The organism is Knoellia sp. B-D-2 (assembly GCF_057714695.1).
The window spans coordinates 2999409-3026071 of record NZ_CM173189.1 but is presented as its reverse complement, the minus strand read 5'-3'; the positions used below and the strand labels follow the sequence as shown (position 1 = coordinate 3026071).

The following is a 26663-nucleotide window of genomic DNA, read 5'->3' as shown; positions in this document are numbered from 1 at the left end:
ACGTCGTCGTGGAGCGGGTGCTCAGACGCCGCCCTTGAGCAGCAGGCCGCCGTCGACGACGATGCACTGGCCGGTGACCCACGCCGCGTCGTCGGACAGCAGGAAGGCGACGACCCCGGCGACGTCCTCGGGCACGCCCAGCCGTCCCAGCGGATAGCCCGCCGCGACCTGCTCCTCGCGCCCCTCGTAGAGCGCCTCCGCGAACCGGGTCTTGACGACCGCGGGCGCGACGGCGTTGACCCGCACCGTCGGGCCGAGCTCGACGGCGAGCTCCTCGGTGAGGTGCGTCAGCATCGCCTTGCTCGCGCCGTAGAACCCGATGCCGGGGGCGGGGCGCACGCCGGCCACCGACGAGACGTTGACGATCGCCCCGCCGCGGGACTCGAGGCCATGGGCGACGGCCTTCTGCACCCACGACAGCGCCGCGATGCAGTTGACCTCGACGATCTTGCGCGCGACGTCGAGGTCGAGGTCGACGAGTCGCCCGTATGCCGGGTTGATGCCGGTGTTGTTGACGAGCAGGTCGACGTCGCCGAACCGCTCCCCCACCGCGGCGAAGACGGCCTCCTGGTGCTCGAGGTCGTCGGCACGACCGGCGACCGCCATGGCGACCCCCGGACCTCCGAGGGACTCGACCGCGGCGTCGAGGGCGTCCTGCTTGCGCGCGGTGAGGCAGACCCGGGCGCCCTCGGCGACGAGTCGCTCGGCGATGCCCAGACCGATGCCCCGGCTGGACCCGGTGACGATGGCGGTGCGGCCTTCGAGCCGACGGGTGTGCGTGGCAGTCATGCGCGCCACCCTAGGGCCGACGCAGACGTGGCTCGGGTCAGGAGCCGACGCCGAGGAGGCGGCGAACCACGGTGTCGGCCAGCAGTCGCCCGCGCAGCGTCAGCACGACCCGGCGGTCGCGCACCGCGGCGACGCCGTCGACCAGCCCGTCGGCGACCAGCCCCGCGACCGCTCGCCGGCCCTCGTCATCGAGGGCATCGACGGCCAAGCCGTCCCGCACCCGCACGGTGAGCAGCACCAGCTCGTCGCGCAGCTGCTCGTCGGTCAGCGTCTCGCGCCCCGCGGCGGGCGAGACGCGCTCGGCGAGCCGACCGGCATACGCCCTGGGGTGCTTGACGTTCCACCAGCGCACCCCGCCCACGTGGCTGTGCGCACCCGGCCCGACGCCCCACCAGTCGCCGCCGGTCCAGTAGCCGTCGTTGTGGCGGCAGCGTCCCGCGGGGCTGCGCGTCCAGTTGCTCACCTCGTACCAGGCGAATCCCGCTGCGGCGAAGGTCTCCTCGGCGATCTCGTACTTCGTCGCCTCGTCGTCGTCGTCGGGTCGGGGCACCTCGCCGCGTCGGACCTGGGCGGCGAGCTTGGTGCCCTCCTCGACGACGAGGGCGTAGGCGGAGACGTGGTCGGGCTCGAGGGAGATGGCCTGGTCGAGGCTGCGGCGCCAGTCCTCGATGCTCTCGCCGGGCGTGCCGTAGATGAGGTCGACGCTCGTGACGAGGCCCGCGTCGCGCGCGGCACGCACCGCCAGGCCGACCCCCTCCGGGTCGTGCGTGCGATCAAGAGTGGCGAGCACGTGCGGGACGGCCGACTGCATGCCGAGCGAGATCCGGGTGAACCCGCCGTCGGCGAGCTCGCCCAGCGACTGCGGGGTGACCGAGTCCGGGTTGGCCTCCGTGGTCACCTCGACGTCGTCGGCGAGGCCGAACCGTTCCCGTATGCCGTCCACGGCCCGGACGAGGTCGCTCGCCGGGAGCATGGTCGGCGTCCCGCCGCCGACGAAGACGGTGTCGACGGGCGGCGCCGACCCGCCGAGCACGTCCCGGGCGAGGTCGAGCTCGGCCAGCGCCGTGTCGACGACGCTCGACGTGCCGGCGCCCGGCCCGAGCTCGGTGAGCGTGTAGGTGTTGAAGTCGCAGTAGCCGCAGCGCACCCGGCAGAACGGGACGTGGAGGTAGATCCCGAAGGCCCGCTCCCCCAGCCCCGTGAGGGCCTGCGGCGGCAGCTCCCCCGACGGCGGCGCGGGGTCTCCGTCGGGAAGTCGGGGCATGCCGAGAATCCTCCCACCCCGCCCTGCGACCTCCCTCCCGGGCCCGCGTGGGGCGGTCCGCCCGCCGCGCGGTCCTCTCGGCGGCGTGTCCGGCGCGACACGCCGCGCTCCGGAAAATGCTGGCTCGACTTCCGCCCAAAACCTTGCGGGACACCGGGGGGCTCGACTAGAAATGTGCCTACGCACTCACCTCGGTGAGAGCGTCAGATCAAGAACTTCGGTTCATGATCTGCGAGGGCCTCGGAAACTCATACTTTCCGAGGCCCTCACCTCTGTGCCCGATAGGTTGGCGCCCGTGCGCATCCTCACCGACGCCGACGTCCGGGCCTCGCTCCCTCCCCTCGTGGAGGTGGTCGACCTCGTCGCGGACGCCCTCAGCGCGCTGGCCGAGGGCCGGGCGGACGTCCCACCGAAGCCCACCGTGCGCACCTCCCCCGGCATGTTCGCCAACGCGATGCCCGCGGCCTACCCCGAGCGAAACCTGTTGGGCTGCAAGTGGATCAGCATCGTCCCGGACAACCCGGTGCGAGGACTCCCGACGGCCAGCGGCGTCATGGTGGTCAACGACGGCACGACCGGCGAGCCACGCGCGCTCCTCCCCGCGGGCGAGCTCACGGCCGTGCGCACCGCGGCGGTGACCGGCGCCTGCATCCGGGCCCTGGCCGGGGACGGTCCCGTCGCGTTCCTCGGCGCCGGGACCCAGGCCCGCTCCCACCTCCGGGTGCTCGAGGCGCTCGGCCACACCGAGGTCCACGTCTGGGCACGGCGCGGCCAGGCGGTCGAGGACCTGGTGCGCGAGACGGCAACGGTGGCACCCGGCATACGCGTCGTCCGGTCGGCGTCGCGCGAGGCCGCGGTCCGCGACAAGGCGGTCGTCGTCACCGGCCTGTCGATCGGGCTGGCCGACATGGTGATCCCCGTGACGTGGCCGCGCGACGACGCCCTGCTCCTCCCCATCGACTACGCGAGCTCGGTCGGAGCCGACCTCGCGGACTCCGCGGTCCTCGCTGCCGACGACCCGCACCAGTTCGCCTCCGTGCGGGCCGTGCGCGGCAAGCTCGACGGCTACCCGACGCCGGCGACGTGGACCGGCCACCTGCTGCACGCGCCCCGGCCGCCGGGCCGGCTCGTCGTCCAGAACCTCGGCACCGGGATCACCGACCTCGTCGTCGCCGCCGCGGTCGCCGAGCGTGCCGAGGCATCGGGCGCTGGCCAGGTCGTGGACATCTGAGCCGCCTACGATGGCCCGGTGAGCGCGCACCGCAGTCCTGACGAGCCCGTGGCGGACCGCTGGGTGGAGCTGGAGGGGGTCGTCAACATGCGCGACGCGGGCGGCCTGCCGACCCGCGACGGTGCCACCATCCAGCCGCGACGGCTGCTCCGCTCCGACAACCTCCAGGACCTCAGCCCGAAGGACGTCCGCACGGTCGTCGAGGTCCTCGGCGTGAGCGACATCGTCGACCTGCGCAGCGACACCGAGGTCAGCACCGAGGGACCCGGTCCGCTCTGGCACGTCGAGTCCCTGACCCACCACCACCACTCGCTCTTCGGCGACGGGCGCTCGGTCACCGCGGAGCAGGCCCTGGCGATGCCGGAGCACTCGACCCGGACGGTGCGTGACGCGCAGTTCTGGTCCGAGCACTACCTCGGCTACCTCTCCACGCGCCCCGACTCGATCTCCGCCGCGCTCGACGTCGTCTCCCGCAGCCACGGCGCGACGGTCGTCCACTGCGCCGCAGGGAAGGACCGCACCGGCACCGTCGTCGCGCTCGCCCTCGACGCCGCCGGGGTCCCGCACGACCTCATCGTCGAGGACTACGCCCTCACCGCCGAGCGGATCGAGCAGATCATCGCTCGGCTCATGCCGCGAGCCCTCTACGGCAACGCGCTGCGCCACCAGAGCGTCGCCGACCAGCGCCCTCGACCGGAGACGATGCAGACCATCCTCGACGCGGTGCAGAGCGAGTTCGGCGGCGCCGCGGGGTGGCTGCGCGAGCAGGGGTGGCAGGACTCCGACGTCGACCGGCTGCGGCAGCGTCTGACCTCATGAGCCTCGGAGCGGTGCTTCCCGCCCCCGTGCCGGACGACCGGCCCCGCAACCGGCGCCGCGCCATGCGCGTCCTCCTCGTCGACGGCGACGACCGGCTCCTCCTGTTCCGGGACAGCGACCCCGGCCTCGAGCCGGTGCCGGTCTTCTGGATCACCCCCGGCGGAGGCGTCGACCCCGGCGAGAGCGACGCCGGCGCCGCGATCCGGGAGATCGCCGAGGAGACCGGGCTCGCGATCGGCGTGGACGACCTCGTCGGGCCCCTCGCGCAGCGCGTCGTCGTGCACGGCTACAGCGACGTCGTGACGACCCAGGACGAGCTCTTCTGGTTCGTCCGGTGCGAGGCCTTCGAGGTGTCGACGGCCGGGCACACCGAGGTCGAGCTGGCGACGATGACGGCACACCGCTGGTGGAGTCGCCACGAGATCGCACACGCCCCGGAGGACATCTGGCCGCGCGACCTCCTGCGGATCTGGGACCACGTGCCGGCGGCAGGAGTTCGCCCTGACGAGCCCCTGAACCTCGGCGACGTCGACGAGTCGACGGTCGCGCCCGGCTGAGTCGGGCCGCGCCCGACCCGCACTGAGCCCAGCCGGTCGACCCGGGCTCAGCCCTTGTCTCCCGCGTCGACCGGCTCGAGCGCGAAGACCGGGATGAGCCGGTCGGTGTTGCGCTGGTACTCCGCGTAGTTCGGGAACGCCTCGACGCACCGCGGCCACCACGCCTCGCGCTCGTCGCCCTCCAGCTCACGGGCCTTCGCCACCCACGTACGCGTCCCGTCCTGGAGCTCGATGACCGGGTGCTTGCGCAGGTTCGCGTACCACTTCGGGTGCTCGGGCGCGCCCCCCTTGCTCGCCACCGCCGCGTACACCCCGTCGTGCTCCACCCGCATGAGCGGGACCTTGCGCACGCTTCCCGTCACGCCGTTCATCGTGAGCAGGACCACGGGGCGGCCCTGGATGTCGACGGACTCGGTGGTCCCGGTCGCCTCGATGGTCTCGACCTGCTTGCGCACCCACGTGCTCGGGCTCGGGACGTACGGGCCGGTGATCGTCATGACGTCTTCCTATCACTCACGTAGATCGTGATGACGCCCTGGACCACGACGGTGCCGTCCTCGCGGATCGCCCTGACCCGCACCGGCACGTCGCCGGGCTGCTCCCAGTCCGCCGGGTCGGTGTCGGCCGTGCACAGCAGGTCGGTCGTCGACTTGGCCGTGTAGGCGACCTCCATGCCCTTGGGGATCCAGCGGCGTCCGGGGGGCGTCGTCGCCTCGGCGAGCAGCCCCATCGCGGCCTCGAGGCCGTTGCACACGGCGATCGCGTGGACGGTGCCGATGTGGTTCTGCACGGCGCGACGCTTGCGGATCGAGAGCTCGGCGTGGTGCGGGCGCACCTCCCGCACCCGGGGCCGCACGGTCCAGAAGTACGGCGCCTTCTGCGCGAAGAGGAACGAGAACGCCGCCTTGCCCAGGGGCAGGGAGGTGAGCGTGCGGTACAGGCTGAAGGTGTCCGGCATACGCCGATGTTACTGCTCGGTATGCCGGGCCGCGCACAGCGTGGGACCCGCGCTCACCGCGCGTGGCCACCCTCACCCGCTGCTCTGGGTTGCGTCAGCGCCAACGGCGGCTAGAACAACCGCTCGCGCTGACGCCAGCGGCGGGGCAGGGCGTGGTGCCTACTTCTTCTTGGTCTCGCCGTTGTCGTCGGACGACAGGGCGGCGATGAAGGCCTCCGGCGGGACCTCGACGGTGCCGATGTTCTTCATCCGCTTCTTGCCGGCCTTCTGCTTCTCGAGCAGCTTGCGCTTGCGGCTGATGTCACCGCCGTAGCACTTGGCGAGGACGTCCTTGCGGATCGCGCGGATGTTCTCGCGGGCGATGACCCGGGCGCCGATGGCGGCCTGGATCGGCACCTCGAACTGCTGTCGCGGGATGAGCTCCTTGAGCTTGCCGGCCATCATGTTGCCGTAGGCGTACGCCTTGTCCTTGTGGACGACCGAGCTGAACGCGTCGACGTTCTCGCCCTGCAGGAGGATGTCGACCTTGACGAGGTCGGCGACCTGGTCCCCGGCCTCCTGGTAGTCGAGCGAGGCGTAGCCGCGGGTGCGCGACTTGAGCTGGTCGAAGAAGTCGAAGACGACCTCGGCCAGAGGCAGCGTGTAGCGCAGCTCGACCCGGTCCTCGGAGAGGTAGTCCATGCCGAGGAGCTGGCCGCGCTTGCCCTGGCAGAGCTCCATGATGGCGCCGATGAACTCGCTCGGCGCGAGGATCGTCGACTTGACGACCGGCTCGCGCACCTCGGCGACCTTGCCGTAGGGAAACTCGCTCGGGTTGGTCACGACGATGACCGAGCCGTCGTCCATCGTCACGTCGTAGACGACGTTGGGCTGGGTCGATATGAGGTCGAGGTCGAACTCGCGCTCGAGCCGCTCCCGGACGATCTCGAGGTGGAGCAGACCGAGGAAGCCGCAGCGGAACCCGAACCCCAGGGCGACCGACGTCTCGGGCTCGTAGACGAGCGCCGCGTCGTTGAGCTTGAGCTTGTCGAGGGCGTCCCGCAGGATCGGGTAGTCGGAGCCGTCGATGGGGAAGAGCCCGGAGAAGACCATGGGCTTGGGGTCGCGGTAGCCGCCGAGGTCCGTGGCGGCCGGCTTGCGCTCGTTGGTGACGGTGTCGCCGACCCTCGACTGCCGGACGTCCTTGACGCCGGTGATGAGGTAGCCGACCTCACCGACCCCGAGGCCCTTGCCGGGCACCGGCTCGGGGCTGATGACGCCGATCTCGAGCAGCTCGTGCGTCGCCCGGGTCGACATCATGATGATCTTCTCGCGCGGGTTGAGGTTGCCGTCGACCACCCGGACGTAGGTGACGACGCCGCGGTAGGTGTCGTAGACGGAGTCGAAGATCATGGCGCGCGCCGGGGCGTCCGGGTCGCCGACGGGGTGCGGGATCTGCCGGACGATCTCGTCGAGCAGCGGCTCGACGCCGACACCGGTCTTGCCCGACACCCTGAGACAGTCCTCGGGCTCGCAGCCGATGAGCTTGGCGAGCTCCTCGGCGTACTTCTCCGGCTGGGCCGCCGGCAGGTCGATCTTGTTGAGGACCGGGATGATCGTGAGGTCGTTCTCCATCGCCAGGTAGAGGTTGGCGAGGGTCTGCGCCTCGATCCCCTGGGCCGCGTCGACGAGGAGCACCGCGCCCTCGGACGCGGCGAGCGAGCGCGACACCTCGTAGGTGAAGTCGACGTGCCCCGGGGTGTCGATCATGTTGAGGATGTAGTCACCGCTCGTGCCGTCGGCACCGACGCTCTCCCACGGCATCCGCACCGCCTGGCTCTTGATCGTGATGCCGCGCTCACGCTCGATGTCCATGCGGTCGAGGTACTGCGCCCGCGCCTGGCGGTCGTCCACGACACCGGTGATGCCGAGCATGCGGTCGGCGAGGGTCGACTTGCCGTGGTCGATGTGGGCGATGATGCAGAAGTTGCGGATCGCCTCCGGCGGCGTGGCGTGCGGCTGCAGCGCGGTGCGGGCACGGGGAGACACAGTGGTTTGAGTCCTCGGGAAGGCGGAAACGGGATCCCGGACAGTCTCCCACGCCGCGGCGGCGGGTCCGTACCCACGCGGGCCCGCGTGGGCCCGCGTCGGCCCGCGAGACGGCCGCGAGACGGGCACGGCCCGCGCGGCCGGGCGACGCCGGGCCCGACGTAGCGTGGACGCCATGGCCAGCCCTCCCGGTGACTTCCTCGGACCCCTCGACCCGGCATACGCCCCCGACCCCGACGGCGAGCCGGACCCGGGCGAGGTCGTGTGGGCTGAGGTGCCCTACGAGGACGACCCGCGCCAGGGCAAGGACAGACCGGTGCTCGTCGTCGGCGACGACGGGCCGTGGCTGCTCGGGATGTACCTCACGAGCAAGGACCACGACCGCGACCACGAGCAGGAGCGGCGTGCGGGGCGCCTCTGGGTCGACGTCGGGCCGGGCGGCTGGGACAGCAAGGGCCGCCCGTCGGAGGTGCGGGTCAACCGGGTCGTGCGGGTCGACCCGGCCACGGTGCGGCGCGAGGGGGCCGTGCTCGCCCGGGAGCGCTGGGACGAGGTCATGGCCGCCTGGGCTCCGGTGTCGGCGGATCGAGCCGCCGGGGGCTGAGGGCGCGCCCACCCCGGACACGACGAAGCGCGCCACGGTTCGGGAACCGGTGGCGCGCTACGGACGTGGTGCGGGTCGCGGACGACTCAGAGGCTGGAGGCCTTCTTGGCCATCGCCGACTTCTTGTTGGCCGCGCTGTTCTTGTGCAGGACGCCCTTGCTGACGGCCTTGTCGAGCTTGGTGGAGGCCGCCTTGAGGGCATCCTTCGCCTCGTCGGCCTTGCCGGCGTCGGCGAGCGAGCGGAACTTGCGGACCGCGGTGCGCACGTCGGACTTGACGGCCTTGTTGCGCTCGGTCGCGCTCTTGTTGGTCTTGATGCGCTTGAGCTGGGACTTGATGTTTGCCACGAAGTGAGACTTTCTGAGAGGTCGGTGGTTGCCGTAGAGGGCGGCAGTCGCAGCTCGGGACCGGGAGTGGGGACGCCCTTGCGTGAACCGCGACTGGGTGCTGCAACGTGCGCGCACGACCTGAGCGCGCACGCAAGGAGCAAAACTACCAGCGGTGCCGTCCCCCACGCAAAACGCCCGTATGCCGGCCCACGCAGAGCGTGGGACCCGCGCTCTGCGTGACGCTCAGCCGTCGCCGGCGGCCTTCTCGCGGGTGATCGTCAGGACCGCGCGCTCCACGGCGTAGACGGGGTCGCGGCCACCGCCCTTGACCTCGAAGTCGGCAGCGGCGACGGCGCGCAGGGAGCGGGCCAGGGCCTCGGCGGTCCAGCCCTGGAGCGAGCGGCGGGCCTTGTCGACCTGCCACGGGGCCATGCCGAGGTCGCGGGCGAGGTCGGCGGAGCGTCCGCGACCGGCCGAGCCGACCCTGATGAGCTGGCGGATCTGCTGGGCCAGCACGGCGACGATCGGGACGGGGTCGACGCCGACGGCGATCGCGTGGCGGAGCAGGCGCAGGGCCTCCCCCGCGTCACCGGCCACCGCGGCGTCGGCGACCTTGAAGCCGGTGGCCTCGACCTTGCCCCCGTGGTAGGTGAGGACGACCTGCTCGTCGATCGTCCCGGTCGTGTCGGCGACGAGCTGGTGGCAGGCGGACGCGAGCTCGCGCAGGTCCTTGCCGATGGCGTCGACGAGCGCCTGGACCGCCTCGCCGGTCGCGCGGCGCTTGGCCCGGCGGAACTCGTTCATCGCGAAGTCGGCCTTGTCGCGGTCGGACTTGATCGCCGGGGCGTCGATGACGCGGGCGCGCGCCTTCTTGAGGGTGTCGAGGACCTTCTTGCCGCGGTTGCCACCCTTGTGGACGACGACGAGCGTGACGTCCTCGGGCGGAGACGCCAGGTAGTCGAGCAGGTCCTGCTGGAGCTCGTCGGTGGCCTCGTCGAGGTCGTGGACGACGACGGCCTTGTCCCCGCCGAACAGCGACGGGCTCGCGTGGACCATGAGCTCACCCGGCTGGTAGGCGGCGGCGTAGAGGCGGATGACCTCGACGTCGGGGGTGCGCTCACGGACGGCCTCGAGCACCTCGGCCAGCCCGCGCTCGGCGAGGACCTGCTCGGGGCCGGTGATGAGCACCAGCGGCGGCACCCGGCGCTGCACCTCGACGAGATCACTCACGGCGCTCACTCTGCCACGCAGATACGACGGGTCCACTCGTCGTGTCCGGCGCACCCGTCGTCATGCTGCCGTCACCACCCTTGGGAAACCACGGGCCCGCCGCCGACGAGATCCCGACGAGAACCGCCACGAGCAGCGCGACGACGGCCACGACCACGGCGACGGCCAGCAGCGCGCTCCGCATCACCAGTCGGGGTCGCCGAGCCTGGGTGGACTGTCGAGGACCGTCATTGGTCGCCATGTCAGTCGAGGCCCAGGGTGGCGCCGGAGCCGGGCTCGAGGCCGAGGCCCTCGAGGCGGGCGGCGATGACCTCGGCCGAGAGCTCGAGCGACTCGCTCAGCTCCTCGAGGTCGAGCCCGAGCTCCACCCCGTCGCGCAGCTCCTCGTCCTCCTCCGCCGTCCAGGCGTGCCCCTGCGTCACGGCGGTCCGGGCGGCGGGAGCAGGCGGCGGCGCGGTGGCCACCGGGCGGGTGTCGGTCGCGTCGACCGCACCGGTCGCCTCGGCGTCGCCCATGGCGGTGCCCTTGACCGCGCCGGTGAGTCCGCGCAGCGCCGGCTCGGCGACGTCCTCGGGAGGAGGCGCCGTCTCGTCGAGCCGCTTGAGCGCGTTGAGCACGAGCGCCCGGTCGGAGGTCGGCCAGAAGGGGGGCAGCGAGCGCTGGAGGAACCCGGCATACCGGGCGCTCATCATCCGGGAGTCGAGGAAGGCGACGACGCCGCGGTCGTCGCCACGGCGGATGAGGCGCCCGGCGCCCTGCGCGAGCCGCAGCGCGGCGTGCGTCGCCGAGACGGCCATGAAGCCGTTGCCGCCCATGCGCGCGATCGCCTGCGAGCGCGCCGACGCGAGCGGGTCGTCGGGGCGCGGGAACGGGATGCGGTCGATGATGACGAGCTGGCAGGACGACCCGGGGACGTCGACGCCCTGCCACAGGCTGAGGGTGCCGAACAGGCAGGTGCGCGGGTCGCGGGCGAACTGCCGGACGAGGGTCGAGATCTGGTCCTCGCCCTGGCAGAGCACCGCGACCTCGCCGTCGAGGTCCCCCAGTCGCTCGCGCATCTCGTCGGTGGCCGCGCGGGCTGCGCGCATGGACGAGAACAACCCCAGGGTGCGCCCGCCGGCCGCCCGGACCAGGGCTTCGATCTCGTCGAACATCTCCGGTGAGGCACCGTCACGGCCGGGAGGCGGGAGGTGCTTGGCGACGTAGGCGATGCCCTGCTGCGGGTAGTCGAACGGGCTGCCGACGTCGAGGCCGGTCCACGTCGGCGAGCCCTCGCCGCGCAGCCCGATCGTGCCGGCCACGGCGTCGAACGTCCCGCCGAGCTCGAGGGTGGCGGAGGTGAGGATGACCGTGCGGTCCTCGAAGACCTTGTCGCGCACCAGCATCGCGACACTCATCGGCGCGACCCGGAGGACGCTCCCGCGCCGCGGGTCCTTGCTCACCCAGACGACGTCGAGCTCGCGCTGCTCGAGCACCCGCGAGGCGTTCTCGTGGAGCTCCTCGACCGCGGCCCGGGCGACCTGTCGCGCACCGTCGACCTCCTGGCCGGGAGGTGGCTTGAGCTCGGTGGTGACCTGCCGCGTGGTGTCGCGCAGGCGGGCGAGGGCGAGCCCGAGGTTGTCGGGGATGCCGGTCAGCCGACCCTCGGGGAGCTCGTCGAGCACGGACTCGAGGAACGTGCCGGCGTCGTCGACGCTGTCGCTGGACTCGGCCTGACGACCGGCCCGCTTCGCGGCGGCGCGGGCCATGCCGGGGGTGACCTCGTCGGTGATCGTCGCGGTGACCCGGTCGACGAGCTCGTGCGCCTCGTCGACGACGAGGACGTCGTGCTCGGGGAGCATCTGGCGCCCCTCGAAGGCGTCGATGGCCATGAACGAGTGGTTGGTGACGATGACGTCGACGCTCTTGGCCGCCTCGCGGGAGCGCTCCACGAAGCACTCGGCCACCATCGGGCACTTGCCGCCGAGGCACTCGTGGGCGCTGACCGACACCTGTCGCCACGCACGCTCGGAGACGCCGGGCACGAGCTCGTCGCGGTCGCCCGACTCGGTCTCGTCGGCCCACTCGCGCAGGCGCACGACCTCCTTGCCGAGCCAGCCGGCCTGCTGGTCGACGTCGCCGACCCCGAAAAGGCCCTCCTCGTCGTCGGGGAAGCCGCCCTCGAGCTTGTGCGCGCAGAGGTAGTTGCGCCGCCCCTTGACGATCGCGTAGGTCGGTCGCCGTCCGAGCAGCGGTGCCAGCGAGTCGGCGACCCGGGGCATGTCGCGGTCGACGATCTGGGCCTGCAGGGCGAGCGTGGCCGTCGCGACGACCGCGGGCTTGCCGACCTCCATGGCGTGCTGGACCGCCGGGACGAGGTAGGCGAGGGACTTGCCGGTGCCCGTGCCGGCCTGCACGAGGAGGTGCTCACCGGAGTCGACGGCGTGCGCCACGGCCTTGGCCATGCTCACCTGGCCGGGGCGCTCGCTGCCCTTGACACCGCTGACCGCGGCCGCGAGGAGGTCGTCGAGGGTCGGCACCGACACAGGGTATGCCGTCCCGCCGACTCCCCAGGAGCCCCCTCCACAGGTGCCCCGACCGGCGCGGTGCGGGCACCCGGCACGGCGCCACCCGGCATACCGGCATCCCGGCGTGTCCCGCGCCCAGCTCGCCAATTCCCCCGTTGGGTCCGCGACACGCCGCACCCGGCCCGGTCCGCACCACGACCGGGGCCGGCGCCGGGGTCAGACGGCGCCCGGCTGCTGCATCAGCCCGCCGTCGGCCATGACCGTCGTCGCGGTCACGTACGACGCCGCGTCGCTGGCGACGAAGCACACGAGCGAGCCCATCTCCTCCGGCGTGCCGATCCGGCCGAGCGGAATCGCCGCCTCGAGGGCCCGGGTCTGCGCCGGCGTGTCCTCGGCGTTGATCGGGGTGCGGATCGCGCCCGGACCGACGGCGACGACGCGGATGCCGTCCGGCCCCAGCTCGACACCGGCGGTGCGGGTGAGCATGCGCATCCCGCCCTTGGAGATGCAGTAGGCGAGGTCGCTCGGCATCGGCCAGTCCTCGTGTGTCGAGGTGATGTTGACGACGACCCCGCCACCACCCTGCGCCCGCATCTGCTCGGCCGCCAGCTTGGTCCCGAACACCGCGCCCTTGAGGTTGATCCCCATGAGGAGGTCGTACTTCTCCTCGGTGAGCGTGGCCAGCGTCTCCTCGAACTCGACCCCGGCGTTGTTGACCATGACGTCGAGCCGACCGAAGGTCGCGACGGCCGTGTCGACGAGCCGCCGCAGGTCGGCGACGCTGCTGACGTCGGCCTCGCACCCGACGGCCTCGCCGCCGGCGGCCTCGATGTCCCTGACGATCGCGTCGGTGTCCTCGGGTCGCGAGACGTAGTCGATGACGACCTTGGCGCCCTGGGCGGCGGCCGCCCGGACGATCCCCTCGCCGATCCCGCTGTTGCCCCCGGTGACGACGACGACCCTGCCCTCGAGGGGGCGGGCGGGGTGGGTCTGCGGGGACGTCGTCATGAGTCGATCTCCTTGCGTAGGGCCTCGGGACTGGTGCAGATGAGGTGGGCGACGAGTGCGGTCCAGCCGCACTGGTGCGAGGCGCCCAGCCCGGTCCCGTCGTCGCCGTTGAAGTGCTCGCTGAACGTCGGGTGGACGTCCCACAGCGGGCCGGCCGGGTGCTCGCGCGGCGTGCCGGGACGGCGGCCGTCCGCCCGCGGCAGGAAGAGCGAGATCAGCCGTCCGCGGACGCCGATCGCGGCCTCCTCCAGCGAGATCCGGTGGCCCGATCCGGTGGGGAACTCGACCACGAGGTCGCCGTCGGCGCCCTCGGCGATGACGAGGAGCGCGTCGAGGACGAGCACGTTCGTCGGGAACCACACCGGACCGCGCCAGTTCGAGTTGCCGCCGAACATGCCGCTCGAGGACTCGCCCGGGTCGTACTGGATGCGGACCGAGGTGTCACCGACGGCGATCTCGGCGCCCCCGCGGTAGGACGCCGAGAGCGAGCGGATGCCGTGTGGCGACAGGAACTCCTCCTCGTCGAAGAGGCGTCGCAGGATCGCCTCGAGCCGCGGGCGGACCACCGGCGTGAGGCTGTTGTGGACGACGTCGCCGTCCTGGCTGTGCAGCAGCGAGTCGGTGAGGTCGGGTCGCCGGTCCTGGAGCCAGCGCAGCCGGGAGGTGAAGTCGGTGAGCTCCTCGAACGCCCACGCCGGCACGTTCGCCACCGCGATGAGCGGCAGCAGCCCGACGAGCGAGCGGACCCGGACGGGCGCGCCGTGGCCGTCCCCGTCGACGAGGACGTCGTAGAAGAACTCGTCGGTGTCGTCCCACAGGGACACCCCCTCGGTGCCGAACGTCTCCATCGCCTCGGCGATCGAGAAGAAGTGCTCGAGGAAGGTCGTCGCGAGCCCGTCCCAGTCGCGGTCGCCGCGGCTGAGCTCGAGGGCGATCCGCAGCATCTGCAGGCACGTGAACGCCATCCAGCTCGTCGCGTCGGACTGCTCGAGCCGCCACCCGTCCGGCACCTCGCGCGAGCGGTCGAAGACGCTGATGTTGTCCATCCCGAGGAAGCCGCCCTCGAAGAGGTTCGAGCCGTCGGAGTCCTTGCGGTTGAGCCACCACGAGAAGTTGAAGAGCAGCTTGGTGAACACCCGGATGAGGAAGCCGCGGTCCCGCGCGCCGTCGAGGACGTAGACGTGCCACGCGGCCCACGCGTGGACGGGCGGGTTGACGTCCCCGAACGACCACTCGTATGCCGGCAGCTGGCCGTTGGGGTTCTGGCTCCACTCCCGGCACATGAGGAGGAGCTGGTTCTTGGCGAACTCCGGGTCCATGTGGGCGATGGCGACGGTGTGGAAGGCGAGGTCCCACGCGGCGAACCACGGGTACTCCCACTCGTCGGGCATCGAGATGACGTCGGCGAGCGCGAGGTGGGACCACGACGTGTTGCGCCCGAGGGGCTCCCGGGCGAGCCGGGAGTCCGGGGGCGGCGGGCCGGCCGGGTCGCCCTCGAGCCACTCGCGCACGTCGTAGCGGTAGAGCTGCTTGCACCAGTTGAGCCCCGCGAACGCGCGCCGGGCGACGTGGCGCTCCTCGTCGTCGACGTGGTCCGGGATGACGGCGGCGTAGAAGCGGTCGGCCTCCGCGCGACGGGTGGCGAGCACGTCGTCGAAGCCGGCGCCGAAGGGATCGCCCAGCGGGTCGTCCCCGTCCACGCCGTCGGCCCAGGCGTCGTCGTGCAGGCGCAGCCGGATCCGCACGGTCGCGCCCGGGGCGACCTGCTCGAAGCGGTAGCGCAGTGCCACCTTGGTCCCGCGGCCGTCGGTGGCGAGCAGGCCGGGGTCGGCGTGGACGACGGCCCGGTCGACCGCGTCCTTGGGGTGCTCGCTGAGGCTCGTGCCCTCGCCGAAGACGGCCTCGACGTGGGTCTCGTTGTCGCAGACGAGCACCTCGGGTGACCCCTCGGCGACGAGGTGGACCACGCCGAGGTGGTCGTGGGTCGCCCGCAGCGCGACCGTCCCGGGGACGGTGGACTCCACGACCTCGATGACCGGTGTGCGGTCGTCACGCCCCCACGCCCAGGTGTTGCGGAACCACAGCTGCGGCACGAGGTCGAGCGGCGCGGCCTCCGGCCCGTGGTTCGTCGCCTCGAGCACGACGCAGAGGTCTCCGGGAGCCGCCTTCGCGTGGGTCGTCACGACGTCGAAGAAGCGGTCCTCGTCGAGTACGCCGGTGTCGACGAGCTGGAACTCGGGCACGTCGTGGCCGCGCGCCGCGCTCTCCTCGCGCAGTGCGGCATACGGGAACGCCGCCTGCGGGTAGCGGTAGAGGTACTGGGCCCAGCTGTGCGTGGGTGTGGCGTCGAGGTGCCACCAGTACTCCTTGGCGTCCTCGCCGTGGTTGCCCTCCCCGTTGGTGAGCCCGAACAGCCGCTCCTTGAGCCGGTCGTCCTGCCCGTTCCACATCGCGACCGCGAGGTTGAGGAAGCCGTAGCGGTCGCACACCCCCGCGATGCCGTCCTCGCCCCACCGGTAGGCCCGGGCGTGCGCGTGGTCGAACGGGAAGAACGCCCACGCGTCGCCGTCGGCGGAGTAGTCCTCACGCACGGTCCCCCACTGGCGGCCCGAGACGAAGGGCCCCCAGGCGCGCCAGACGTCACCGTCGTGGGGCGAGTCGCGCAGGCGCTGGTGCTCCTCGGTCAGGGGCTGCCCCTCGGGCTCGACCGACGTCATGGGGCCACCTTCGCACGGCCGCACCGCTCGGCAGTGGGAGGATGCAGGCGATGACTTCGCACCCGTTGGCCGACCGCGCACTGGGTTCCGTGACCACCGACGCCGACGAGCTGTATGCCGTCTTCGCCGGTTGGGCGCAGGACTCCGGCATCGCGCTGTACCCACACCAGGACGAGGCCGTGATCGAGGTCGTCACGGGCCGTCACGTCGTGCTCGCCACCCCCACCGGCTCGGGCAAGTCCCTCGTCGGTGTCGCGGCCCACTTCGCCGCCCTCGCCGGTGACCGGGTGAGCTTCTACACGGCGCCGATCAAGGCCCTCGTCAACGAGAAGTTCTTCTCGCTCTGCGAGGTCTTCGGCGCCGAGAACGTCGGCCTGCTCACCGGCGACGCCGCGGTCAACGCCGACGCCGCGATCATCTGTTGCACCGCCGAGGTGCTCGCCAACATCGCTCTGCGAGAAGGCTCCTCGGCTGATGTGGGCATGGTCGTCATGGACGAGTTCCACTACTACGCCGACGGACAGCGGGGGTGGGCGTGGCAGGTGCCGTTGCTGGAGCTGCCGCAGGCGCAGTTCCTGCTCATGTCGGCGACGCTCGGCGACATGGCGCGCATCACCGAGGACCTCGTCCGGCGCACCGGGCGGGAGGTGTCGGTCGTGACGACGGCCGAGCGGCCGGTGCCGCTGTCGTTCGCGTGGTCGCTGACACCCCTCGCCGAGACGGTCGAGGAGATCGTCACGACGCACCAGGCGCCGGTCTACGTCGTCCACCCCACGCAGCAGCTCGCCGCGGAGCACGCGGCGTCGCTGACGAACCTCAGGCTGCTCACGGCCGACGAGAAGGCGCAGATCGCGGACCGCCTCGCGACCGTGCGCTTCGCCGCCGGGTTCGGACGGACGCTGTCCGGACTGCTGCGCCGGGGCATCGGCGTCCACCACGCCGGCCTGCTCCCCCGCTACCGCCGGATCGTCGAGCAGCTCGCCCAGGCGGGGCTGCTCAAGGTCATCGCGGGCACCGACACCCTCGGCGTCGGCATCAACGTCCCGATCCGCACCGTCCTGTTCACCGGACTGGCGAAGTTCGACGGCCAGCGGGACCGGATCTTCCGCTCGCGTGAGTTCCACCAGATCGCCGGGCGGGCCGGGCGGGCCGGGTTCGACACGAGCGGCTCGGTCGTCGTGCAGGCACCACCGCACGTCATCGAGAACGAGCGCAACATCGCCAAGGCCGGGGACGACCCCAAGAAGCTCCGCAAGGTGCAGCGGCGCAAGGCCCCCGAGGGGTCGATCGTCTGGACCGAGCAGACCTTCGACAAGCTCGTCGCCAGCGAGCCCGAGGCACTGACGCCCCGGATGCGCATGGACAACTCGATGCTCCTCGCCCTTATGGCCCGACCGGGCGACCCGGTGGCCGCCGTCAGCCGGCTCACCCGCGACAACCACGAGAGCCTTGCCGGGCAGGCGCGGCTCGCCCGCCGGGCGATCCACCTCGGGCGGTCGCTGCTCGACTCGGGCGTCATCGTCCGCCTCCCCGAGCCCGGTCCGGACGGCCGCACCGTCGACCTCACCGTCGACCTGCCGGCGGACTTCGCGCTCAACCAGCCGCTGGCGCACTTCGCCCTGGCGGCGTTCGACCTGCTCGACCCGGACTCCCCCACCCGAGCCCTCGACACCGTGTCCATCGTCGAGTCGGTCCTCGACTCGCCCCGCCCGGTCCTGCGCGCCCAGCAGTGGTCCGCCCGCGGCGAGCGGATCGCCGAGCTCAAGGCGGAGGGCGTCGAGTACGACGAGCGCACGGCCATCGTCGAGGAGATCACCTGGCCGCGCCCGCTCCTCGACCTGCTGGAGCCGGCGTACGAGACCTACCGGCAGACCCACCCGTGGCTCCGGGACGACGCCCTGGACCCCAAGAGCATCGTCCGCGAGATGTGGGAGCAGGCGATGAGCTTCGGCGACCTCATCCGCCGCTACGGCCTCACCCGCTCGGAGGGCGTGGTGCTGCGCTACCTCTCCGACGCCTATCGCACGTTGCGCCAGACCGTCCCCGACTCCCACCGGGGCGAGGAGCTCGACACCCTCATCGACTGGCTCGGGGAGACCATCCGCCAGACCGACTCCTCGCTCATCGACGAGTGGGCGGCGCTCACCGACCCCGAGTCGGTGCGCAACGCGGTCGCCGCCCACGGCGAGGCGCCGCCGCCCCCGCGACCGGTCACGTCCAACGAGCGGGCGTTCCGGGCGATGGTGCGGCAGGCGATGTGGCGTCGGGCCGAGCTCGCGTCGCTCGACGACATCGAGGCGCTCGCCCGGCTCGAGGTGTCGTCGGTGGCCGTGCCCGAGGACGGCCGGTCTGTCGTCATGGACCTTGACGCCTGGGACACCGCGCTCGGTGCCTACTGGGACGAGCACGGCTCGATCGGCGTCGATGCGGACGCGCGCGGACCCTTGCTGCTCCAGGTCGAGCCGGCCAAGGACCATGTCCCCGGCCTCGACGACGACGAGGAGCACCGCATCTGGCGGGTCCGGCAAGTGCTCGCCGACCCCGCCGACGACCGCGACTGGGTCATCGAGGCGGTCGTCGACCTCGACGCGAGCGACGCCGCCGGCGAGCTCGTCCTCGTGGCCACCGCCCTCCGCCGCCTGTAGCCCTCGTCTTGCCGAGCTCACCGCACTGGCGGCCCGGCGACGGCCGCCGCTGAGGCGCGGGCGGGGGGACCCAGGGAACGCAGCACTGCCGATTCGCCGCTGGCTGGGCCTGGCGGGAGACGCGAAGCGCGCTCAGCGCGCGAGCGTCGGATGGGACTGCGGCGAATCGGCAGTGCTGCGTGACCCGCGCGCCCAGGCGAGTCAGCTGCGGGGGTCGGGGGCGAGGGTGCGGTCGTCGAGGCGGCGGGTCATGGTGATGTCGTCGCGCTCGTCACCGGGGTCCACGCGGATGGCGCCGAGGACGCGTCCGGACTCGGCGTAGCCGCACGACTCGTAGAAGCGCGAGAGGCCCGTGCCGCTGCGCACCGAGAGGGTGAGGATCTCGACCCCGGCGTCGCGGGCGACGCGGTGGGTCGCGGCCATGAGCAGGCGGCCGAGGTTGCGCCCGCGCGCCGACGGGTCGGTCATGACGCGGTAGACGCTGCGGGTGTGGTCGAGCAGGCGGTTGCTGCCCCGGACGAGGAAGGACACCCCGAGCACGCGGTCGTCGGCGGCGGAGCGCAGAAGCACTGCCACCGTGTGGCCCGAGGCCATCGAGTCCTCGTGGCGGCGCAGGGCCAGGTCCACGCGCGAGCGCTCCGCGCCGGGGAGGAAGCCGACGGCTCCGCCGGCGTCGTTGGTGCGCAGCCACAGGTCGAGGACCTGGTCGCGGGAGGCGGCGTCGAAGGCCGTCACCGACTCGACCCGGGGCGCGGCGAAGACCGTCGACGGCGGCTCGTCGGGCAGGTCGTCGTGCAGGACCTTGGTGCCGACGCGCTCGAGGCCCGAGCCCAGGGCGGTGCGCACCGACGGGGTGTTGACCTCCTTGACCAGCGCGCGGACGGGCAGTGCCGGCAGGAACTCGAACGCGTGCGCCGCTGACGCCCGTGACATCTCTCGCCCCATGCCGCGGCCGAGGTGGTCGAACGTCAACCGGTAGTAGAGGTTGAGGAAGGCTCCCTCGATGTCCTTGAGACCGCACACGCCGACGACGCCCCGAGTGGCCCGGTCCTCGGCGACCCAGAAGCCGAATCCACGCTCGTCCCAGTGCTCCCGAGTCCGCCGGAAGAAATCGACCGCATCGTCGTCGGTCTGCGACATCGCGTGCGGGGCGTGCCGGTAGGTGCGCGGGTCGCGGTGCAGCCGCACCCACTCGTCACGATCGGCGTCGGTCGGCGGCCGGAGGGTCAGGCGGGCGGTCTCGACGACGTTCGGGAACGGCATACGCCGATCTTATTGCAAATGGTTTGCAACAACTCACGCGCGGTAGCCCGACAGCTCGGCCGCGAGGTCGGCGTTGACGCGGGCGGTGACCCGGGTGCCCTCGCCGACGTGCTCGCTGGCGAGGATCTCGCCCTCCTCGTGGAGGCGGCTCACGAGGTCGCCGCGGTCGTACGGGAGGAGGACCTCGACGTCGATGTCCGGCTGCGGCAGCTCGTCGCCGATGAGCGCGCGCAGGGCGTCGAACCCCGCGCCGGTGCGGGCGGAGACGGCGATCGCGTGCTTCTCCTGGCGCAGGATCCGGTCGACGACCTCGGGGTCGGCGATGTCGGCCTTGTTGACGACGATGACCTCCTTGACGTCGGTGGCGTCGACGTCGGCGAGCACCGCGCGCACGGCCGAGATCTGGCCCTCCGGGTCCGGGTGCGACCCGTCGACCACGTGGAGCAGCAGGTCGGACTCGGCGACCTCCTCCAGGGTGGAGCGGAACGCCTCGACGAGCTGGTGCGGGAGCTGGCGGACGAACCCGACCGTGTCGGTGAAGGTGAACTCGCGGCCGTCCGGGGTCTCGCTGCGCCGGACCGTCGGGTCGAGCGTCGCGAACAGCTGGTTCTGGACGAGGACACCTGCCCCGGTGAGCCGGTTGAGGATCGAGGACTTGCCCGCGTTGGTGTAGCCGGCGATGGCGACGCTGGGGATGCCGTTGGCCCGTCGGCTCCCGCGCTTGGTGTCGCGGTGGGTCTTCATCCCGGCGATGTCGCGCTTGAGCTTGGCGACGCGGGTGTTGATCCGTCGACGGTCGAGCTCGATCTTGGTCTCACCCGGTCCGCGCGAGCCCATGCCCTGACCGCCGGCGGCCTGTCCACCGGCCTGCCGCGACATCGACTCGCCCCAGCCGCGCAGGCGCGGGAGGAGGTACTGGAGCTGGGCGAGCTCGACCTGCGCCTTGCCCTCCCGGCTCTTGGCGTGCTGGGCGAAGATGTCGAGGATCAGCGCGGTCCGGTCGATGACCTTGACCTTGACGACGTCCTCGAGCGCGCGCCGCTGGCTGGGGGCGAGCTCGGTGTCGCAGATGACGGTGTCGGCTCCCTCGGAGACGACGAGGTCGTGCAGCTCCTCGGCCTTGCCCTTGCCGAGGTAGGTCGCGGTGTCCGGCTTCTGGCGGCGCTGCATGACGCCCTCGAGGACCTCGGCCCCCGCGGTCTCGGCGAGCGCCGCGAGCTCACGCATGGAGTTCTCGGCGTCGACGAGGGTGCCGTCGCACCAGACGCTCGCGAGGACGACGCGCTCGAGCCGCAGCTGGCGGTACTCGACCTCGGTGACGTCCTCGAGCTCGGTGGACAGGCCCGCGACGCGGCGCAGCGCCGCGCGCTCCTCACGCTCGAGCTGGTCGCCGTCGTAGAGGGCGAGAGGGGCCTCGTCGTCGCCGTCACCGTCGACCAGGAACCCGTCGGAGTCGACGTCGGGGTCGGAGAGGGCGTCGGCCTGGCCGGAAAGGATGTGGTGTCGCTCAGTCATGTTCCGTCTAGGGTCTCATCTATGACTGGCTCGGGGCGAACGGATTCGGTGGAGCACTACTTCACCGCGTCCCCGGCCAGCCCGGACGAGCGCCGACCGCTCGACGTCACCCTGGCGGGCCGCGCGGTCACGGTCGAGGTCGCACCGGGCATCTTCAGCCCCGGGGGCGTCGACAAGGGGACGGCCGTGCTCTTCGAGGAGGTCCCCGACCCCCCACCCTCCGGCCGCTTCCTCGACCTCGGCTGCGGGTGGGGCCCCATCGCCCTGACCCTGGGCCTGCTGTCCGAGCACGCCGACGTCCTCGGGGTCGACGTCAACGAGCGCAGCGTCGACCTCCTCGCCCGCAACGCGCAGGCCCTCGGCCTCGACCACGTGCGGGCGGTGACCCCCGACGCGGTGCCGAGCGACGCGGCATACGACCTCATCTGGTCCAACCCGCCGATCCGCATCGGCAAGGCGGCCCTGCACGACCTGCTGCGCCAGTGGCTGCCCCGGCTCGCCCCCGGCGGATCGGCCTACCTCGTCGTCCAGCGCAACCTCGGATCGGACAGCCTCCAGCGCTGGATCGAGGCCGAGCTGCGTATGCCGTGTGCTCGCCTGGCGTCCGCCAAGGGCTTCCGCGTCCTCCGGGTGGACGCGGAAGCCCCGTAGGGCGCGCACCCCGACTTCTTGCGCGTTCCGGTCGGGCGAGCGCCAGCGAGCCCGACCGGAACGCGCAAGAAGTCGCGTGCGGGGCCTCGGTCTGGTGGGCCGGACCTCAGAGGGCGGAGAGGTCCACGGTGCCGTCGGCGACGAGGGCAGCCGGGCCGGCGAGCTCGACCTCGTGCCCGGGGAGCGCCCGCACCCGCAGCCGACCGCCGGGCACGTCGACCGTCCAGTCGCGCCTGGGTTCGGCGTCCCCGGCCCAGTAGCTGGTCGCAAGCGCAGCCGCGCAGACGCCCGTGCCGCACGAACGGGTCTCCCCCACACCACGCTCGTGCACCCGCATGGCGATGTGCGCGTCGCCGACGACGCGGACGAGCTCGACGTTGGTGCCGTTCGGCGGCTCGGGCTTGACGTGTGGCGCACGGGTCAGGTCGACCTCGGCGAGCACGACCGCCTCGGGCAGGGCCACGACGGTGTGCGGGTTGCCCATGTCGACCGACAGCGCCGACCAGGGCCCGTCGCCGCGGTCGACGTGGACGAGGGAGTCGAAGCCGTCCGCCGCCGCGCGGTCCGGGTCGAGGAGGCGCCAACGGCCCATGTTGGTCGCGATCACCTCTCCCTCGATGCGGATGCCCTTGATGCCCCCGCGGGTGGCGATCTCGAACTCGTCGGCGCCCTCGAGGCCCTCACGCCGCAGGTAGGCCGCGAAGACCCTGGTGCCGTTGCCGCACATCTCGGCGACCGACCCGTCCGCGTTGCGGTAGTCCATGAACCACGGGGCGCGCTCGGCCATGGCGCGCACGGCCTCGTCACTGGCCGATGCCGTGGGGACGACGCGGATGACTCCGTCCGCACCGATCCCGGCGCGGCGGTCGGCGAGCCGGCGGGCCATCTCGGCGTCGACGTCGAGGCGCCCGTCGAGGTCGGGCACGAGGACGAAGTCGTTCTCGGTGCCGTGCCCCTTGGTGAAGCGCCACGTCGTCATGTCAGCCATTGTCCGCGACCGCCTTCTCGACCCACGCCACGGCGTCGTCGAGCGCGCCGGCGCCGCCGGGGTCGACCCAGTGGATCCGCGGGTCCGGACGGAACCACGACTCCTGGCGACGGGCGTAGCGCCGGGTCGCCTGCGCCGTCTCGGCGATCGCCCGGTCCTGCGTCATGGTGCCGTCGAGCTGCGCCAGCGCCTGCGCGTAGCCGAGGGCGCGGGAGGCCGTGCGCCCACGCCGGATGCCGTGGGGGACGAGCGAGCGCACCTCGTCGACGAGGCCCTCCCGCCACATCTGCTCGACGCGGCTGTCGATACGGACGTCGAGCAGCTCACGCGGGGGACGCAGTCCGAGCACGACGGTGGGCAGCAGGTGGCGGCGTTCGGGCATCGTCGCGCTGAACGGTCGCCCGGTGATCTCGACGACCTCGAGCGCCCGGATCACGCGCCGCACGTTGCGTGGCCCGATGCGTTGTGCCGCAACGGGATCGCGCTGCGTCAGGAGCTCGAAGAGCGACGCAGGGCCGTGCGACTCCGCCTCGGCCTCGAGTCGCGCCCGCACACCCGGGTCGGTCGGCGGGATCTCGAGGTGGTCGAGGGCGGCTCGGACATAGAGCCCGGACCCGCCCGCCACCACGGGGTGGAGGCCACGACCGCGGACGTCGGCGACCGACCCGCGTGCGGCCACCTGGTAGGCGGCGATCGTCGCCTCGTCGGTGACGTCGAGGACGTCGATCTGGTGGTGCGGGATCCCGCGCCGCTGCGCGGGAGGGAGCTTCGCGGTCCCGATGTCCATGCCGCGGTAGAGCTGCATGGCGTCGGCGCTGACCACCTCGCCGCCGACCGTCTCGGCCAGCCGGAGGGCGAGGTCGGACTTGCCACTGGCCGTCGGCCCGACGACGGCGATGACGAGCGGGCCGTCAGCGGGCAAGTTCGTCCTCGGAGTGGGCGTGCCCACCCTCGGCGATCACCTCGTCGTCGTCGTACTCGTCCTCGTCGTCGTGGCCGAACGGGTCACGGTCGACTCCGGGCATCCAGGTGAGGCCCGGCGTGCCCCACGAGTTCGCCTTGACCGCCTTCTTCGCCTTGCGGGCCCACTTGCCCTGGAGCCGGTCGACGTAGAGGAAGCCGTTGAGGTGGTCGTACTCGTGCTGGAACATCCGCGCGAACCAGCCGGTCGCGGCATACGAGACCTCGTTGCCGTCGAGGTCGAGCCCGGTGAGCGTGGCGGACTCGCCCCGGCGCAGGGGGAACGACTCGCCGGGCACGGAGAGGCAGCCCTCGGACTCGTCCTGCGGGCTGGGGTCCCCGACGACGGGCTTCGCCGCCGACACGAACGGGTTGATGACGACCCCACGAGCGGGGATGCCGTCGTGGTTGTCCATCTGCCAGGTGAAGATGCGCAGGCCCACGCCCACCTGCGGGGCGGCCAGCCCGACGCCGCGAGCGGCGTCCATCGTCTCGAACATGTCGGCCACCAGCTCACGGATGCCGTCGTCGATGACCTCGACCGGCTCGGCACGGCGGTGCAGCACCGGCTCGCCGGTGATGGTGATGGGGCGGATCGTCATGGGTCCAGTGTCGCAAATCCGCGGGCCGTCCCACGACCTCCCCCTTGCGCCGGCAGGTGAACAGGTCCATGGTGGGTGGACCGCTCCCCCGGGAGCGGGCCCCTGTTGCCCAGAGAGAGGAGCCACCTTGAGTTTCTTTGACAGTGCCAAGGAGAAGGCGGAGAGTCTGGCCGCGGACCACCCTGACAAGCTCGAGGAATTCAGCGACCAAGGTCTGGAGCGCGGTGGCGACCTCGCCGACGGCGCCTCGGGCGGTCGGTTCTCCGAGCACATCGATCAGGGACAGGCTGCGGCGGACGAGCGCATCGGCTCCGGCGAGGGTGAGAACCCCCCGACCGAGTAGCACCGTCGATCTTCTCGACACACGCGAGGCCCCGGACCATGCGGTCCGGGGCCTCGTGCTGTCAGCGGTGCGTATGCCGTCCGGTGCCGGGATGCTCGCGGGCCCGGGTCGGGTCGGGTCAGGTCCCGCAGGCCGGGGCCGCGGGGGGTGCGGCCACCGGCCGGCCCATCAAGGGCATCCCCAGGCTGACCGCGGGCTTGCCCGGGACGGGGGCGTCCTGCAGGCCCGCCCAGGCGTCGCCGCCCGGGGTGCGGCGCACGGCGTAGGTCCCGCCGTGGAGCGCGCCGTCGGCGACGAGGTGGTGGGGCGCCCCGTAGGTCACGTCGACCCTGACCACGTCGCCGGGGCGGGCGACCTCGCCGCCCTCGGGGACGGCGAAGTGCACGAGCCGGTTGTCGCGGGCGCGTCCGCTCATCCGGGCGGTCTCGCGGTCCTTGCGGCCCTCGGAGGGGGCGACGAGCACCTCGACGGTGCTGCCCTCGATGGCGCGGTTCTCGGCCCACGAGACCTCGTCCTGGAGCGCGACGAGCCGCTCGAACCGCTCCTGGACGACGGCCTTGGGCACCTGGTCGGCCATCGTCGCCGCGGGGGTGCCGGCTCGGATGGAGTACTGGAACGTGAACGCGCTGGCGAAGCGCGACTGCTCGACGACGCGCAGCGTCTGCGCGAAGTCCTCCTCGGTCTCCCCAGGAAAGCCGACGATGATGTCGGTCGTGATCGCGGCGTCCGGGATCTGGTCGCGGACGCGGTCGATGATCCCGAGGAACCGGTCGCTGCGGTAGGAGCGGCGCATCGCCCGCAGGACGCGGTCCGACCCCGACTGCAGGGGCATGTGCAGGCTCGGGGCCACGTTGTGGGTCTGGGCCATGGCCGTGATGACGTCGTCGGTGAAGGCCGCCGGGTGCGGGCTGGTGAACCGGACGCGCTCGAGCCCGTCGATCTCGCCGCAGGCCCGCAGCAGCTTGCCGAAGGCCAGACGGTCGCCGAACTCGACGCCGTAGGTGTTGACGTTCTGGCCGAGCAGGGTGACCTCGACGACGCCCTGGTCGACGAGCGCCCGGATCTCGGCGAGGACGTCGCCCGGGCGGCGGTCGGTCTCCTTGCCGCGCAGGCTGGGGACGATGCAGAACGTGCAGGTGTTGTTGCAGCCGACGGAGATCGAGACCCACGCGGCGTACGCGGAGTCCCGGCGCGTCGGGAGGGTCGAGGGGAAGGTCTCGAGCGACTCGAGGATCTCGACCTCGGCGCGCTTGTTGTGGCGGGCGCGGTCCAGCAGAGCCGGCAGGCTGCCGATGTTGTGGGTGCCGAAGACGACGTCGACCCACGGCGCCTTCGTGACGATGGTCGCGCGGTCCTTCTGGGCCAGGCAGCCGCCGACCGCGATCTGCATGTCGGGGTTGCTCGTCTTGGCGGGGCGCAGCTGCCCGAGGTTGCCGTAGAGCTTGTTGTCGGCGTTCTCGCGCACCGCGCAGGTGTTGAAGACGACGACGTCCGCCGTCTCGGGGCGCTCGGGCACGGGGACACTGGCCAGGTCGACGTAGCCCGCGGTCTCGAGCAGGCCGGCGAGGCGCTCGGAGTCGTGGACGTTCATCTGGCAGCCGTGCGTGCGCACGTCGTAGGTCTTGAGGTCAGTCATCGCCCTCACAGGGTACGGG

24 protein-coding genes are annotated in these 26663 nt (G+C 72.2%); 7 read left to right on the top strand and 17 right to left on the bottom strand.

The features are described from left to right. Positions 1–21 precede the first annotated feature (21 nt). A complete protein-coding gene (locus AC3EU2_RS14290; protein WP_488176956.1) occupies positions 22–789 on the bottom strand; it encodes an SDR family oxidoreductase in 768 nt (255 codons plus the stop codon). A 37-nt stretch (positions 790–826) separates the two neighbouring features. After that, positions 827–2053 carry a radical SAM family heme chaperone HemW gene (hemW, locus tag AC3EU2_RS14285; protein ID WP_488176955.1) on the bottom strand — a complete coding sequence of 409 codons (1227 nt, stop codon included), beginning with the start codon at positions 2051–2053 and terminating at the stop codon, positions 827–829. 295 nt (positions 2054–2348) lie between these two features. On the opposite strand from hemW, the gene AC3EU2_RS14280 reads away from it, so the two are divergent. The 3 genes from AC3EU2_RS14280 to AC3EU2_RS14270 are packed head-to-tail and all read left to right on the top strand — an operon-like array spanning position 2349 to position 4660. Beyond that, positions 2349–3284, top strand: coding sequence for an ornithine cyclodeaminase family protein (locus tag AC3EU2_RS14280; RefSeq protein ID WP_488176954.1), 936 nt, complete (start codon positions 2349–2351; stop codon positions 3282–3284). A gap of 18 nt (positions 3285–3302) precedes the next feature. Continuing rightward, positions 3303–4103 (top strand): tyrosine-protein phosphatase, encoded by an 801-nt coding sequence (locus AC3EU2_RS14275; RefSeq protein WP_488176953.1) that lies wholly within the window; start codon positions 3303–3305, stop codon positions 4101–4103. Continuing rightward, entirely contained in the window at positions 4100–4660 is a 561-nt protein-coding gene (locus AC3EU2_RS14270) for an NUDIX hydrolase (protein WP_488176952.1), read from the top strand. The genes AC3EU2_RS14275 and AC3EU2_RS14270 overlap by 4 nt, the downstream gene beginning before the upstream one ends. Positions 4661–4707: 47 nt before the next feature. On the opposite strand, the gene AC3EU2_RS14265 is transcribed toward AC3EU2_RS14270, so the two are convergent. The 3 genes from AC3EU2_RS14265 to lepA all read right to left on the bottom strand — a co-directional run bounded on the left by AC3EU2_RS14265 (position 4708) and on the right by lepA (position 7646). After that, a complete protein-coding gene (locus AC3EU2_RS14265; RefSeq protein ID WP_488176951.1) occupies positions 4708–5157 on the bottom strand; it encodes a nitroreductase family deazaflavin-dependent oxidoreductase in 450 nt (149 codons plus the stop codon). After that, complete coding sequence (locus AC3EU2_RS14260) at positions 5154–5618, bottom strand: hotdog fold domain-containing protein (protein WP_488176950.1); 465 nt, start codon at positions 5616–5618, stop codon at positions 5154–5156. The genes AC3EU2_RS14265 and AC3EU2_RS14260 overlap by 4 nt, the downstream gene beginning before the upstream one ends. A gap of 159 nt (positions 5619–5777) precedes the next feature. Beyond that, the gene (lepA, locus tag AC3EU2_RS14255) at positions 5778–7646 is read right to left on the bottom strand and encodes a translation elongation factor 4 (protein ID WP_488176949.1); all 1869 of its coding nucleotides are present in this window, start codon (positions 7644–7646) and stop codon (positions 5778–5780) included. 175 nt (positions 7647–7821) lie between these two features. Between lepA and AC3EU2_RS14250 the strand changes: the two genes are divergently transcribed. Continuing rightward, positions 7822–8250, top strand: coding sequence for a type II toxin-antitoxin system PemK/MazF family toxin (locus tag AC3EU2_RS14250; protein WP_488176948.1), 429 nt, complete (start codon positions 7822–7824; stop codon positions 8248–8250). An 86-nt stretch (positions 8251–8336) separates the two neighbouring features. Here the strand turns inward: AC3EU2_RS14250 and rpsT are convergent, their stop codons facing one another. The 6 genes from rpsT to AC3EU2_RS14220 all read right to left on the bottom strand — a co-directional run bounded on the left by rpsT (position 8337) and on the right by AC3EU2_RS14220 (position 16041). Beyond that, positions 8337–8597, bottom strand: coding sequence for a 30S ribosomal protein S20 (gene rpsT, locus AC3EU2_RS14245; RefSeq protein ID WP_488176947.1), 261 nt, complete (start codon positions 8595–8597; stop codon positions 8337–8339). Positions 8598–8822: 225 nt separating this feature from the next. Continuing rightward, positions 8823–9818, bottom strand: a complete 996-nt coding sequence (holA, locus tag AC3EU2_RS14240) for a DNA polymerase III subunit delta (RefSeq protein WP_488176946.1) — start codon at positions 9816–9818, stop codon at positions 8823–8825. Further along, the gene (locus AC3EU2_RS14235) at positions 9802–10050 is read right to left on the bottom strand and encodes a hypothetical protein (protein WP_488176945.1); all 249 of its coding nucleotides are present in this window, start codon (positions 10048–10050) and stop codon (positions 9802–9804) included. Before AC3EU2_RS14235 ends, holA begins: the two co-directional genes overlap by 17 nt. Position 10051: 1 nt before the next feature. Then, a complete protein-coding gene (locus tag AC3EU2_RS14230) occupies positions 10052–12328 on the bottom strand; it encodes an ATP-dependent DNA helicase (RefSeq protein WP_488176944.1) in 2277 nt (758 codons plus the stop codon). A 204-nt stretch (positions 12329–12532) separates the two neighbouring features. Next, positions 12533–13324: an SDR family NAD(P)-dependent oxidoreductase gene (locus AC3EU2_RS14225; protein WP_488176943.1), complete on the bottom strand. Its 792-nt coding sequence runs from the start codon at positions 13322–13324 to the stop codon at positions 12533–12535. After that, the gene (locus tag AC3EU2_RS14220; protein ID WP_488176942.1) at positions 13321–16041 is read right to left on the bottom strand and encodes an MGH1-like glycoside hydrolase domain-containing protein; all 2721 of its coding nucleotides are present in this window, start codon (positions 16039–16041) and stop codon (positions 13321–13323) included. The genes AC3EU2_RS14225 and AC3EU2_RS14220 overlap by 4 nt, the downstream gene beginning before the upstream one ends. A 50-nt stretch (positions 16042–16091) precedes the next feature. Between AC3EU2_RS14220 and AC3EU2_RS14215 the strand changes: the two genes are divergently transcribed. Next, positions 16092–18686 carry a DEAD/DEAH box helicase gene (locus tag AC3EU2_RS14215; RefSeq protein ID WP_488176941.1) on the top strand — a complete coding sequence of 865 codons (2595 nt, stop codon included), beginning with the start codon at positions 16092–16094 and terminating at the stop codon, positions 18684–18686. Between the two features lie 201 nt (positions 18687–18887). Here AC3EU2_RS14215 and AC3EU2_RS14210 read toward each other — a convergent pair whose 3' ends face one another. Both AC3EU2_RS14210 and hflX read right to left on the bottom strand, forming a co-directional pair. Then, the gene (locus AC3EU2_RS14210; protein ID WP_488176940.1) at positions 18888–19949 is read right to left on the bottom strand and encodes a GNAT family N-acetyltransferase; all 1062 of its coding nucleotides are present in this window, start codon (positions 19947–19949) and stop codon (positions 18888–18890) included. Between the two features lie 33 nt (positions 19950–19982). Beyond that, entirely contained in the window at positions 19983–21464 is a 1482-nt protein-coding gene (gene hflX, locus AC3EU2_RS14205; RefSeq protein WP_488176939.1) for a GTPase HflX, read from the bottom strand. Positions 21465–21485: 21 nt separating this feature from the next. Here hflX and AC3EU2_RS14200 point away from each other — a divergent pair, with 21 nt between their 5' ends. Beyond that, complete coding sequence (locus AC3EU2_RS14200; protein ID WP_488176938.1) at positions 21486–22115, top strand: class I SAM-dependent methyltransferase; 630 nt, start codon at positions 21486–21488, stop codon at positions 22113–22115. Positions 22116–22221: 106 nt separating this feature from the next. Here the strand turns inward: AC3EU2_RS14200 and dapF are convergent, their stop codons facing one another. Genes dapF through def form a run of 3 tightly spaced genes read right to left on the bottom strand, consistent with a single transcriptional unit; the run spans position 22222 to position 24665 of the window. Continuing rightward, positions 22222–23103, bottom strand: a complete 882-nt coding sequence (gene dapF, locus AC3EU2_RS14195) for a diaminopimelate epimerase (protein WP_488176937.1) — start codon at positions 23101–23103, stop codon at positions 22222–22224. Further along, entirely contained in the window at positions 23096–24025 is a 930-nt protein-coding gene (miaA, locus tag AC3EU2_RS14190; protein WP_488176936.1) for a tRNA (adenosine(37)-N6)-dimethylallyltransferase MiaA, read from the bottom strand. Before miaA ends, dapF begins: the two co-directional genes overlap by 8 nt. Next, a complete protein-coding gene (gene def / locus AC3EU2_RS14185; RefSeq protein WP_488176935.1) occupies positions 24015–24665 on the bottom strand; it encodes a peptide deformylase in 651 nt (216 codons plus the stop codon). The genes miaA and def overlap by 11 nt, the downstream gene beginning before the upstream one ends. Positions 24666–24792: 127 nt before the next feature. On the opposite strand from def, the gene AC3EU2_RS14180 reads away from it, so the two are divergent. Next, positions 24793–25008, top strand: a complete 216-nt coding sequence (locus AC3EU2_RS14180) for an antitoxin (protein ID WP_488176934.1) — start codon at positions 24793–24795, stop codon at positions 25006–25008. 118 nt (positions 25009–25126) lie between these two features. On the opposite strand, the gene miaB is transcribed toward AC3EU2_RS14180, so the two are convergent. Next, a complete protein-coding gene (gene miaB / locus AC3EU2_RS14175; protein ID WP_488176933.1) occupies positions 25127–26644 on the bottom strand; it encodes a tRNA (N6-isopentenyl adenosine(37)-C2)-methylthiotransferase MiaB in 1518 nt (505 codons plus the stop codon). Positions 26645–26663 lie beyond the last annotated feature (19 nt).